This is a genomic window from Enterococcus rotai, from assembly GCF_001465345.1.
GTDB lineage: Bacteria > Bacillota > Bacilli > Lactobacillales > Enterococcaceae > Enterococcus_L > Enterococcus_L rotai.
In genome coordinates this window covers 1,056,234-1,068,526 of sequence record NZ_CP013655.1, presented here as the reverse complement: position 1 = coordinate 1,068,526, position 12,293 = coordinate 1,056,234, and the positions used below count along the sequence as shown (strand labels likewise).

14 protein-coding genes are annotated in these 12,293 nt (G+C 36.0%); 11 read left to right on the top strand and 3 right to left on the bottom strand.

All coding sequences use genetic code 11. The features are described from left to right. The first annotated feature begins 85 nt into the window (after positions 1-85). From ATZ35_RS05010 to ATZ35_RS04990, 5 genes are all read left to right on the top strand, one after another. On the top strand, positions 86-580 hold the full coding sequence (locus tag ATZ35_RS05010; RefSeq protein ID WP_208929775.1) for a mannose/fructose/sorbose PTS transporter subunit IIB: 495 nt from the start codon (positions 86-88) through the stop codon (positions 578-580). 277 nt (positions 581-857) lie between these two features. Next, on the top strand, positions 858-1,856 hold the full coding sequence (locus ATZ35_RS05005) for a mannose/fructose/sorbose PTS transporter subunit IIA (protein WP_208929774.1): 999 nt from the start codon (positions 858-860) through the stop codon (positions 1,854-1,856). A 33-nt stretch (positions 1,857-1,889) separates the two neighbouring features. Next, positions 1,890-2,696: a PTS mannose/fructose/sorbose transporter subunit IIC gene (locus ATZ35_RS05000; protein ID WP_010762081.1), complete on the top strand. Its 807-nt coding sequence runs from the start codon at positions 1,890-1,892 to the stop codon at positions 2,694-2,696. 22 nt (positions 2,697-2,718) lie between these two features. After that, complete coding sequence (locus tag ATZ35_RS04995) at positions 2,719-3,630, top strand: PTS system mannose/fructose/sorbose family transporter subunit IID (protein ID WP_208929773.1); 912 nt, start codon at positions 2,719-2,721, stop codon at positions 3,628-3,630. A gap of 131 nt (positions 3,631-3,761) precedes the next feature. Next, the gene (locus ATZ35_RS04990) at positions 3,762-4,136 is read left to right on the top strand and encodes a DUF956 family protein (RefSeq protein WP_086277739.1); all 375 of its coding nucleotides are present in this window, start codon (positions 3,762-3,764) and stop codon (positions 4,134-4,136) included. Between the two features lie 57 nt (positions 4,137-4,193). Here ATZ35_RS04990 and ATZ35_RS04985 read toward each other — a convergent pair whose 3' ends face one another. Together ATZ35_RS04985 and ATZ35_RS04980 are read right to left on the bottom strand one after the other, a co-directional pair. Further along, positions 4,194-5,000 carry a DUF1129 domain-containing protein gene (locus ATZ35_RS04985; protein ID WP_208929772.1) on the bottom strand — a complete coding sequence of 269 codons (807 nt, stop codon included), beginning with the start codon at positions 4,998-5,000 and terminating at the stop codon, positions 4,194-4,196. A gap of 2 nt (positions 5,001-5,002) precedes the next feature. Then, positions 5,003-5,332: a PadR family transcriptional regulator gene (locus ATZ35_RS04980; RefSeq protein ID WP_208929771.1), complete on the bottom strand. Its 330-nt coding sequence runs from the start codon at positions 5,330-5,332 to the stop codon at positions 5,003-5,005. 249 nt (positions 5,333-5,581) lie between these two features. On the opposite strand from ATZ35_RS04980, the gene ATZ35_RS04975 reads away from it, so the two are divergent. The 4 genes from ATZ35_RS04975 to ATZ35_RS04960 all read left to right on the top strand — a co-directional run bounded on the left by ATZ35_RS04975 (position 5,582) and on the right by ATZ35_RS04960 (position 8,624). Then, entirely contained in the window at positions 5,582-6,109 is a 528-nt protein-coding gene (locus ATZ35_RS04975) for an HdeD family acid-resistance protein (RefSeq protein WP_208929770.1), read from the top strand. An 18-nt stretch (positions 6,110-6,127) separates the two neighbouring features. Then, positions 6,128-6,529 (top strand): hypothetical protein, encoded by a 402-nt coding sequence (locus ATZ35_RS04970; protein WP_208929769.1) that lies wholly within the window; start codon positions 6,128-6,130, stop codon positions 6,527-6,529. A gap of 104 nt (positions 6,530-6,633) precedes the next feature. Then, positions 6,634-7,416 carry an HNH endonuclease gene (locus ATZ35_RS04965; RefSeq protein ID WP_208929768.1) on the top strand — a complete coding sequence of 261 codons (783 nt, stop codon included), beginning with the start codon at positions 6,634-6,636 and terminating at the stop codon, positions 7,414-7,416. Between the two features lie 116 nt (positions 7,417-7,532). Next, the gene (locus ATZ35_RS04960) at positions 7,533-8,624 is read left to right on the top strand and encodes a DUF5105 domain-containing protein (protein ID WP_208929767.1); all 1,092 of its coding nucleotides are present in this window, start codon (positions 7,533-7,535) and stop codon (positions 8,622-8,624) included. A gap of 84 nt (positions 8,625-8,708) precedes the next feature. On the opposite strand, the gene ATZ35_RS04955 is transcribed toward ATZ35_RS04960, so the two are convergent. Then, positions 8,709-8,909 carry a hypothetical protein gene (locus ATZ35_RS04955; RefSeq protein ID WP_208929766.1) on the bottom strand — a complete coding sequence of 67 codons (201 nt, stop codon included), beginning with the start codon at positions 8,907-8,909 and terminating at the stop codon, positions 8,709-8,711. 165 nt (positions 8,910-9,074) lie between these two features. On the opposite strand from ATZ35_RS04955, the gene ATZ35_RS04950 reads away from it, so the two are divergent. Together ATZ35_RS04950 and ATZ35_RS04945 are read left to right on the top strand one after the other, a co-directional pair. Then, positions 9,075-9,653: a TMEM175 family protein gene (locus tag ATZ35_RS04950; RefSeq protein ID WP_208929765.1), complete on the top strand. Its 579-nt coding sequence runs from the start codon at positions 9,075-9,077 to the stop codon at positions 9,651-9,653. A 458-nt stretch (positions 9,654-10,111) separates the two neighbouring features. Further along, a complete protein-coding gene (locus ATZ35_RS04945) occupies positions 10,112-12,232 on the top strand; it encodes a coiled-coil domain-containing protein (RefSeq protein ID WP_208929764.1) in 2,121 nt (706 codons plus the stop codon). Positions 12,233-12,293: the final 61 nt, after the last annotated feature.

Sequence of the window (12,293 nt, the reverse complement as noted above, 5' to 3'; positions counted from 1 at the left end):
GGCAATAAATGTCAGGGCATAGTATTTTATTAATAAAGTATTAAGAATGTGCTAAAGGAACTAATGTAATGAAGGAGAACAAGACATGATGGATATTCGTTTAGTGCGGATCGATGATCGTTTGATCCATGGACAAGTAGCGACTGTCTGGACTAAAAGCACCAATGTAAACCGAATCTTAGTCATTAGTGATGCCGTTGCTCATGATACGCTGAGAAAAGCGTTGTTAGTACAAGCGGCTCCACCCGGTGTAAAAGTAAATGTTATTACGGTCGATAAAATGATCGAGGCTTTTGCAGATGCGCGTTTTGATAATTTAAAAGTAATGCTGTTGTTCACAAATCCTGAAGATGTCAAACGTGTAGTTGAAGGGAATGTAGTCTTTAACTCTGTCAATATTGGTGGTATGAGTTTTACAAGTGGAAAACGGATGATCACAAATGCAGTTGCTGTTAATGAAGAGGATATTGCTGCATTTAAGTATTTACATGATCAAGGGATTAAATTAGAAATCCGCAAAGTGGTTGCAGATAACCAAGTAGATTTGATGGAATTACTGAAAAAAGAACAGCTAGTATAATTTTTTTTCAGGTTCTATATAAATGATGGGACAGGCTGACTCGATGTTCATTGTCGTAACTTATGCATAGAATTGGAAGGAGTGATCCGATCGATCGAATGTTGACGTAGTATCGTTGAGTAACAGTGGTCATCGAAAATCAATTGACAGATCGCAAGAAGTAATTGAAAACGCAAAGCAAGTAATGCATTTTTTCTTTTTTATATATTCTAGTCAGTGTTTTCATCTGTTAGTGATTTAGTAAGTAGTTTGAAAAAAATATAGGAGGTATCAAATTATGGTAGGAATTATTATTGCTAGCCATGGGGAGTTTGCTCAAGGCATTTTACAATCCGGTTCCATGATTTTTGGCGAACAGGAAAAAGTACAAGCAGTTGTATTGATGCCTAGCGAAGGCCCAGACGATTTAAAAGCCAAATTAAAAGCAGCAATCGCAACGTTTGATGAAGAAGACGAAGTATTGTTCTTAGTCGATTTATGGGGAGGAACACCGTTTAACCAAGCGAATAGTTTGTTTGAAGAACATAAAGACAAATGGGCAATCGTTAGCGGTTTGAACTTGCCAATGTTGATTGAAGCATATGCATCTCGTTTTTCAATGAATTCTGCTCAAGAAATCGCAACACATATTCTTGAAACAGCTAAAGAAGGCGTAAGAATCAAACCTGAAGAGTTAGAACCTGCTGAGGCACCAAAAGCTGCTGTGGAAGATACTCAGCCAAAAGGTGCATTGCCTGAAGGTACAGTAGTAGGCGATGGCAAAATCAAATTTGTTTTAGCACGTGTCGATTCTCGTTTGTTACATGGACAAGTAGCGACAGCTTGGACAAAATCGGTTTTACCAAATCGCATTATTGTTGTTTCAGATGCTGTTTCTAAAGATGATCTTCGTAAAAAATTGATTGAACAAGCGGCTCCTCCAGGAGTAAAAGCCAATGTTATTCCAATCAGTAAAATGATTGAAATTTCAAAAGACCCACGTTTTGGGAATACAAAAGCATTATTGCTTTTTGAAAACCCAGAAGATGTGGTAAAAGTAGTCGAAGCAGGCGTAGATATCAAAGAAGTCAACGTTGGTTCTATGGCGCATTCAGTCGGTAAAGTCGTAGTAAGTAAAGTATTATCAATGGGACAAGAAGATGTGGATGCTTTTGAAAAATTGGAAGGTTTAGGCGTTAAATTTGACGTTCGTAAGGTTCCAAATGATTCTAAGGCTAATATGGATGAGATCCTGAAAAAAGCAAAACATGAGTTAGCAGAAGCGAAATCAAAATAAGTTAAAAATTCAAATGAAAATAGGAGGCTTATCATGTCTATTATAACAATTATTTTAGTAATTTTAGTTGCCTTTCTAGCTGGTATGGAAGGAATTCTAGATGAATTTCAATTTCACCAACCGTTAGTGGCATGTACCTTGATCGGTTTAGTAACAGGTAACTTGGAAGCTGGGATCGTTCTTGGCGGAACATTGCAAATGATCGCACTTGGTTGGGCGAACATCGGAGCCGCAGTAGCACCGGATGCAGCGTTGGCATCTGTTGCATCAGCAATTATTTTAGTATTAGGCGGACAAGGTGTTAAAGGTGTTCCATCAGCAATCGCGATTGCGGTACCACTTGCAGTAGCAGGTCTTTTCTTAACAATGATCGTTCGTACACTTGCTGTACCGATCGTGCATATGATGGATGCGGCAGCTGAAAAAGGCGATATCAGAAAAATTGAAATGTTGCACATTTTAGCAGTATGTATGCAAGGGATTCGTATTGCGATTCCAGCAGCAGCTCTTTTATTCATTCCAGCAGAAACAGTGCAATCAGCATTAGAATCAATGCCAGCATGGTTGACTGAAGGTATGGCTATCGGTGGTGGTATGGTTGTGGCTGTAGGTTACGCATTAGTAATCAACATGATGGCAACCAAAGAAGTATGGCCATTCTTTATCATTGGTTTCGTTGTAGCAGCAATTTCTCAATTAACATTGATTGCACTTGGTGCTTTAGGTGTAGCTTTAGCGTTAATCTACTTGAACCTTTCTAAAATGGGTGGTTCTTCAAATGGTAGCGGCGGTGGAAGCAATACTGGTGATCCACTGGGCGATATCTTGAACGACTATTAAAACAAGAGGAGGAGAAAGAGACATGGCAGAAAAAATTGAATTAACAAAAAAAGATCGTTTAGCCGTTGCATGGCGCTCTACATTCATCCAAGGTTCTTGGAACTATGAACGTATGCAAAATGGTGGTTGGGCATTTTCAATGATCCCAGCGATCAAAAAATTATATAAAACAAAAGAAGATCGTGCGTCTGCACTAAAACGTCACTTAGAGTTCTTTAACACACACCCATACATTGCTTCCCCAATTCTTGGTGTAACATTAGCTCTTGAAGAAGAACGTGCCAATGGCGCTCCTGTTGATGATGTAGCAATTCAAGGGGTTAAAGTTGGGATGATGGGACCTTTGGCTGGTGTTGGTGATCCAGTGTTCTGGTTTACTGTTCGTCCGATGTTAGGTGCACTAGGTGCTTCACTGGCAATTGGTGGAAATATCTTAGGCCCAATCATTTTCTTCGTCGCTTGGAACTTAATTCGTTGGTCATTTATGTGGTATACACAAGAATTCGGTTATAAAGCTGGTTCTAAGATCACAGAAGACCTTTCAGGCGGATTATTGCAAGATGTAACAAAAGGTGCTTCGATCCTCGGTATGTTCGTCCTGGCGGCGCTTGTACAGCGGTGGGTATCAATCAAGTTTATCCCAATCGTTTCTACGGTTAAGTTAGATAAAGGCGCGTATGTTGAATGGGACAAACTACCAATCAATGGCGAAGGTCTACAAAAAGCCTTTGAAGAAGTTGGCTCAGGTAAAGCTCTTTCTGCAATGAAAGTCACAACATTACAAAATAACTTGGATCAATTGATTCCTGGACTAGCAGCGTTACTACTTACATTCTTCTGTATGTGGTTATTGAAGAAAAAAGTATCGCCAATCGTTATTATTCTTGGCTTATTCGTAGTCGGTGTAGCTGGCCACGTAATCGGATTATTATAATCTATCTATGCGTTTTATGCTTGGGGTAAAGCCAGTCGGTTTTGTCCCAAGTTTCATTTACATAGCGTAATCGTTTAAAAACACATATAATGTTAAGTAGTATCAATCACTGAGGAAATGGAGCAGATAAAATGGTTCAATCACTGAATACACAAGTAGATTTCATAACAGATGCCACCGCTTTTACTGGCCTTACAGATTATGGAAAAATTATGATCGGCGACAAAGGCTTTGAATTTTACAATTCACGTGATAGCCGTAAATTTGTCCAAATCCCATGGGAAGAAGTTGATTATGTGATCGCTTCTGTCATGTTTAAAGGAAAATGGATTCCACGTTATGCAATCCAAACCAAGAAAAATGGGACCTTTACGTTCTCTTCTAAACAGCCTAAAAAAGTGCTTAGAGAAATACAGGAGTATGTAGCACCAGATCATATGGTGCAATCTTTAGGATTTTTCGATGTAATCAAACGAGCTTTTCGCTCAATTGGCAAGAAAAAATAAAAAACGGCCTAATTCAAAACTTGTTTGTTTTGAGTTAGGCTGTTTTTTTAGCTGGAGCTAGCTTTGTTTCTCTTGTGTATAAAATTGAATGGCAGGCAGGACAAATAGTAGCAGTAGAAGCAGTGTTGAGAAGATAGCTTTGCTGCCTAATGATAATGTAGCTGGGTTTACTAATCCGATCAGAACAGTAAATTCTAAAATGGCTAGAATCACAGTAGGGATGATTTCAAAAAAGCTACTTTTTTCTAAGTAATATCCGACTAAAATAATGCCAGATAAAATCAAGAGAATCAATGCAAAGGTTTGATGGGAAAGGATGATTGTTTGTCCGATGCCGTTCAATCTAGTATCAATGATGGGGACTAAAAAAGTCGCTAACCAACAAATAAAAGCGAGTAGAGCAAAAGAATAGCTAGTCTTTTTGGAAAAGCTGTAGTATTTCACCACGGCAAGGATGAAAAAAATGGCCGCAGCAGACAATAAAATTGGCAGACCCGTTTTAAAGAAACTAATCGCTATCACAGGCTCTAAAAGAATAGTAATTAAATTAAACTGTAGAAGCAAAACAAAGATCAGCAGTACAAATTTTATTAAAGATGTTCCAGAGCTACTTGGTAGTTCTGCTAGAATATTGTCACTAATTTCTTTCGGATTTTTCCCAAAAAATTCTTTGGCAGAAGTCCCATTTTTTTGTGCATCCAAAATATCTTGTAAGATTTCTAGGAGAGTTTCCTCTGTTTGCTGTTCATCTTTATTCACGTTTACACGGATATAAACAAGAATCTCTTCATAGTATTTCTTGTTTTCTGGATTAAGCTGGTTTCTTAATTGGTTATTTTGTTTGATCATATCTTTGGTATTCATTTTCAGCCCTCATTTCCTTTTTCTAAAATATTATTAACACCTGTGGAGATCAGTGACCACTGTTTTTCAAATTGTAGAAGATATGTTTTTCCGGCAGATGTTAACGAATAATATTTTCGTTTTGGCCCATCTGTTGAAGGATGCATTTCTCCGATGATCAGTTGTTGTTTTTGTAATTTTAGCAAGACTGGGTAAATACTGCCTTCACTAACCATATTTAGTCCATATTCTGATAGAAGAGTGATCATTTCATAGCCGTAAACGGATTTTTTTTGAATAATTTTTAAGATGCATCCTTCAAGTAAACCTTTTAGCATTTGGGTTGTATCCAAGCGAACTCCTCCTTTTGGGCGACTATCTTGTAATACAATATAGCAAGGAAATACTATGTTGTAAAGCAATATAGTGGTAATTCTGTTCAATTTTTAGAAATTAACAACTATCGAAATAGGAAAAATACTTGGTGTACTTGCTCTATTCATACACAAGCTTAACCTAGAGGACTTTATTTTTGACTATACCAATTTTTAGGAGTACCATAAAATAGTAGAGAGAAATAAGATAGGAAGAAGTGGAATATTATGAATGAAACAAGCAAAAGAGGGATAGACTGGGGATCATTGATTTTAGGAATACTGTTCGTTTTAACCGCGCTATTATCCTTTCAAGATCCAGCAGGCAACTTGATTGCAATTGTGATGGTTTTCGCTATATTTGCAATTTTGAAAGGGGTCTTTGAGATTTTTGCCCGTAACAGAATGAAGGAATTAACTGGATACAAAGCGTATGCACCAATTATTTTAGGTGTGATCGATATTATTATTGGGGTTTACTTCTTATTTAACTTAAATATCGGTGTTGCTGCGTTACCATTTATATTTGCAATCTGGTTTATTCTAGACTCTGTATTTGGATTATTTGCTTTAGATTTGGCAAAATCCGTTAGTACTGGATATTTCTGGTTTACTTTGGTTGTGGATGTGTTGGGGATCATTTTAGGGATCATGTTACTGATGAATCCTTTATCTTCTGCACTAACACTAAGTTTTCTAGTTGGATTTTATTTTATGCTTTTTGGTATTACTCATATCGTTTACGCATTTAGATAAAACAAGGAGGAATTAAGTATGGCAAATTATGCAGAAAAAGAAGCAAAACTAGTAGAAAAAATCGGGAAAGAAATGGACAAGTTAGATGTGACTCTTGGAAAGATGGAAGACACAGATAGCAAAATCAAACATTTTTTTGAACAAGAAAAAGCATTGCATGAAGTAAAATCAATTATTCGCAAAGAAAATAAAATCGAAAAAGAAGAACAAAAAGCTCATGATAAAGCAGTTGAAGATGCTGAAAATTGGATTGATAAAGAAGATTCATTAGTTTATCAAATCAATACCGAAGTTGATAAATTAGAAAAAACGTTGGACAAAATCGATAGCGATGAAAATAAAGTGAAAAGCTATTTGGAACAAAAAAAGGCCATTCATGAAATTAAAAAAATCGTTAAGAAAACAGAAGAATTAGGATAACAGTTAATTTTAAATAAAAGGTAGAGGGTAGCTTAAAAAACTATCCTCTATTTTTTATTTAAAATAATACGTTATAATAGAAAAAAATATGAAGGAATGACAACATGAATTATCACCGTTTTAAACATCTAGGAGCCTATTGCCCAAAATGTTCAAGAAAAGTAGAGTTGCTTTTTTCAGAAGAGACATCAGAGTTGCCGCAGTTTTATATTTGTTTTAAATGCAAAATAATTGGGCAATTTGGGATAGGTGAATTATCTACGAATGAGTTTTCAGCTTTTTCTCCTGAAAGAAAAAAAGAAATCAAAGCATGTATTGAAGAAATTCCAGATAAATATCGTTATCAAGCAAAGGGGAGTCAGCTACGTTTAGAAGAAAAATCAGATACCTATACAAGACGTTGGTTAAGCCTATACGAATATGAAAAAGCCTTTGGGGAAAAACTAGGCTTTGAATCGATTGATTTTAGAGAAGATAAGTACATATGCAAATGGTGCAATCAACCTTTAGAAGGTCGGCGTCGATCTTTCTGTTCAGATCGGTGTAGTCGAAATTATGGTAAAGCCACATTTTTTAAAAGAGGGGTTTCAACATTACCATACAGAATTGCCAGTAGAGATCGTTTTTACTGCAGAGTGACAGGGGAAGATTTAGCGGTGACGAATCGTTTTGGTGTTAGAATTCCAGCGAGTAATCAGCAACTAGAAATCCATCATCTCGTTTTTGTATCAGAACACGGGAGTGATCATGAAACCAACCTCTTAACTGTTTCTAAACAAGTCCATCAAGATTATCATAAGGGTGAAGTATACGCAGTTCAAGCAATAGAAAATATAAAAGAAGAACAATTACGCATGCATAGTGATAAAATGTATACAAAAAAATAGAATAAATAGTGAAATTCTCAAAAAATTAGATTAATCCTTAGAAGATTGAGATAAAACGCTCTTGTTACTATAGTAAAATGGAAAGAGTGTTCAATAACTTTCAAGGGGAGAATGGGATGAAGAAGTTAGGATTAGTATTGTTATCGGCAGTTGCTATTGTGTCATTAGCAGCATGCGGAGGAACTGGGTCTTCTAAAAAAGGTGGAGACGACAGTAAGTCTGAGACAAAAGCGGCAAAATCGAAAATCGCATCAATTTCGATCGATGAAGGGGAATATGTTATTCCACAAGAAGAAGAAGTCGAAGATGGGGAAGGCTTTCTTGCATTAAAAGTAACAATCAAAAATGAAACAGATAAAAGCTTGGATATGAGTGCAACAGATATTATGCTTTACGATGAAGATGATAGTAAGATCGAATCACTAAGTCTTTATTTAGATGAGAGCAAAACGCCGCTCCTTTCTTATGAAAAAATTTCAGGTAAGAAAAGCAAAACAGGTTATGTAGTATTTCCAGTAGAGAAAAAAGGAACATATAAACTACACTTTGAACCAAGAATTTATGAAGTAGAAAAAGAACCAAAGCCAATTATTCTTGATGTTGATGCTTCTAAATATAAAGATCATAGCGAAGATGCAGCTAAAGCTGTAACTGCTTTTGTGGACGAAGTTTTCTTAGCAACTGAAAATGAAGATTACAATAAGCTTGTAGCCAACGATCGTGATGAAGCAGTCAAAAACTTTGATGAAAACTTTAATAAAGCAATCAAAAACAAATTCTATGATTACAAAGTAACCGACGAAGAAGGCCTAGCACTAGCAAAAGTCTTTAGAGAAGACAATGCAAAAGTTGCGACAGTTAAGTATGAAATAGCTTCTTATTTCCCAGATGTAGCGGAAGTAACGGTGAATATGGAAGGATTATCATTTAAAGAAATGAAAGATGATATGGAAGCCGTAAACAAAGAATATTATGATGCACATAGAGATCAAGACTATGACGAAAGAAGTAAGGCTGCTCAAAAAGCAGAACTTGATAAGCTTCCTGAAATCTTTAAAAATACAAAACCAGTAAGTATTGATAGTTATAGTGATGGATTTAAAGTGATTATCAAGAAAAAAGAAGATAAGTGGGAGATTCAAACGAAAGGGTCTATCAATTATTTTGATAACCTTGAACAAGCCTTCCGTGGTGACATAAGCAAATAAAACAAAAAATCGATTCAGCTCATAAAGAGCTGAATCGATTTTTTTATTTATAAAAAAGCAGATGTGCTGAGCTAGCTTCTGTGCTTAGTAGTATCTACGACGGTTGTTTGAAGGACCTGAAATCATGCGGACTAACCAAACAGCAATTGCCACAGGAATCATGATCTTGATAGCAAACCATAATAATCCACCTAAAACACCAAGTACGATACTCAAAATAATACTTCCTACAAAAAATAACCCAATTACCATTAATATATTCATTAGCATTGATCGTTGTCTCATTGTTAAAACCTCCATTTTTTTCTCTCGTTCTCTATGAATAAAGTATAGCAAGAATCTCTTTTCAAGGAATCCACCTTTAGGCTGATTTTCTCTCCAACTTGAGACTGGTCGTATTCATTGCAATTGCTTAAAAAAAACGTAAAATAAAAACGAGGAGATGAAATCATGTCAAAATCAAGAGTAGAAGCTTTTACAGATGCAGTTATCGCAATCGTGATGACCATTTTAGTTTTAGAATTGCATCAACCAAATACAGATACTTTAGCAGGATTAGCAGGCATTGAACGAAAACTATTTATTTACATAGTAAGTTTTGTGATGTTGGCAATTTATTGGAATAATCATCATCATATGTTTCAATTAGTTCGTAAAATCGATGGACGAGTCTTGTGGGCGAATAATTTTTTTATTTTTACGCTAACACTCGTTCCATTTGCTACTGCCTGGGTAGGCGACTTTATTGATAGTTTGATTCCTCAGCTGACTTACGGTATTATGACCCTTTTAGCAAACACTGCTTATTTAGTCTTGACTCGAGAGTTGATCCGAGCAAATGGCAGTGATTCTACGCTTAGTGAATTGTTTCAGCGCTATAATAAATCTTATGTGTCAATTTTCTTAAATATCCTAGGGTTGGTATTAGGTTGGTTGATCCATCCTTATTTTGTATTGATTGTGAATATTGGTATTTTGATCATGTGGATTATTCCAGATAGACGAATTGAAAACCAGTACAAGGAATAATTATAAAATTTATTTATCTATATAAAAAAAAGATGAACAAGACTATTTTTAGTTTTGTTCATCTTTTTTATTTAAATGAAATTTATTTACATTTTTAAGACCTTGTTATTCTCATTTTTTTACGATTTTAGAACATTTTATGAAAACAATTCGTGTGGTTTATAAGGTAAAATAAGAAATGATTGTTCAAAAAAAGAGCATAGTAAACATAGAATTAAAAAAAGCGTAGAGGGGATCAGAACATCAGTTACGTGATGTTACTTAAATCCAAATCAACTGGTTCCACAAAGTTTTTTTGATAATAAATGACCGAGTCGATCTGATCAGCTTTTACGTAAAGTTGATGGTCTGATTTTCAAGGGAAATGGTGGTTCCAGCCTCGTTGAGTATAAAGAGGATAAAAGGGTGTTTGTAAATAAAAAGGTAAGATACAAGTCAAAAAGGGGCCGTTAGTACATATGGAAAAGTTGAATCTTACAAAGAATACAACAGAGAATAAAAAAGTTTTTTTAAGAAAAGAAATCGAAGCTAACCGTTTAGGTGAAGAACTCTATTCGGATGATGTATTAAGTCAGTATTCTGTCTATCTAATCAGAAAATTTGAGGTGTCGTCTGATTATGAGCAGCCAGAACAATTCGAAGCTCTCTTAGTAGATCTTCCGGAGCAATTCAATCATGAATTTGAAGATTGCGTTGCAAAGAACCTTTATGTGCGGGTAACGCAAAAAGCTGTCTATGTGACGCTACTGTTAGCCTTGGCGCATCCACTCAGCAAATTACAGATCAGTGATCTACGTACTTGGATCAGCAGCTTAGAAGTCCCAGAAATGCCCTTAGAGCATATGACTGGTTTTTCTGAGGAGATACCAATAGAGATGGTAAAAGGATTGCAAGAAACCAATAGCGAAGTCTTACTTTTAACAGAGATGATGAATCAATTCAGTGAAAATCTGAATGATATCTACAAAGAAGTCCAATCAGTGAAAGATAAAAGAACGCCGCCCGTGGTCAAAGTAATCCCAAGTAAAGTTGCCGCAAAAGAGGCATTGGAATCTGAAAATGCGAGACAATTAAGCAAAGTAGACGAAAAAATTACGCAGCTAACAAAAGAATTTTCAACCTTTAAAACACATGTGACTGATAAGTTAGCCAAACTACCAAAGCCAAAGCAACCACCAAAATTCAAAATCACACTTGGTTCAGGAGAAGAATCTGGGCCAACTGTTGAAATGCGCTTAGAAGAAGCGATCAAACGGATAGATTTACTGGGGCAAAGAGTGAATCAGTCAGACCAGCAAGTGGCCAAATTAAACCAGACCATGGCAGAAAATAAGCAAGAAAAACGACCAAAGCTGAATTTTTCTTTAGCGAAGCAAGCAACTGCTGAACAACATAAATTAGCTGATAAACTAGCAACGACGAGTGAGGAAGTTACAACGATTGCTCGCCAATTACAACAAATCAATGAAAAATTGACTACAGTAGAATCAACTGTCTTAGATGCGAAGCCAGACTCTGAAGCGTTGGCTAGAATTGAAAAAGATCACGGACAATTACAAGAGACAGCATCGGAAATGGTTAAGTTAAACCAAGTCATTGATCAGTTAACAACAAAACTGGCCACGGTTGAAACTGAATTGACCACAGTCAAAAAAGAAAAGAAAAAAATTCCTACAGTAAGACTGACCAAAAGCGATTCGGCAAAAAAACTAGCGGAAAAGCATCAAAAAGATCAGGAACAATTAAAATCAAATGCAACAGAGATCAAAAAATTAACTCAAACAGTTGGTAAAGTAGATGTTCAATTGATCAAAGCACATCAAAAAATAGCTGAATTAGAACAAAAAATGCGCCAGACAGTCACAGCACCACCGGCAAAAAAAGAGCAAACGCCTGTGGTGAGAAACAATTCGATGATTGGACCAGTTGCACCACCAGTATCTAAAGCAGCACAACCAACTCAAACAGTACAAGAAAAACGGGATTTCCCATCAAAAGAGAGTTTTTTGCAAGCCACTAGACCTATGAAATCTATTGTGGCTACTGAAGAAGAAAGACCAACAGTCACATTAGCGATCGAAGAAATGCTGGACCGAGTTTCTGAAAAACATCCGCAATCAACAGAAATAAAAAGTCCTTGGACATTGGATGAAAACTACAGTCAAAACCTTAATAATGCCCAAGACTCGCAAGGGCCATCTTTGCGTCGCTTGAAAAAATTAGAGTGGGACATCCATTCGTTTTTCCAACAAGGACGAGGCATGGGACATAAAGGGATGATGCCGAAAGCTGATTTTTACACCAATATTCGTAAAATTGAAGTGCTGCCGTATCTATGGGCCTCTGTATATGAACGAGAAAAGAAAGATATTTTATTAGGGAATGAATTAAGCACACAACAATTGGTCAATGACCTGAATGACTTTTTAGAAGAGGTAAATGTACTTTCTAAAAAACGAAAAGTTATGGGGAAATGGATTTATTGCCCTAAGGAAGTGGAACAAAAAATGGAAGGTTATAAACTATTAAGCGAATATCTGGAAACATATCTTGCTCGACAAAAAGGGGGAAGAGCATAGAAGAGGAACTGAGATTGACTATTTAGTTGATCTCAGTTTTTTGTTTAGTACTATAAGTTTC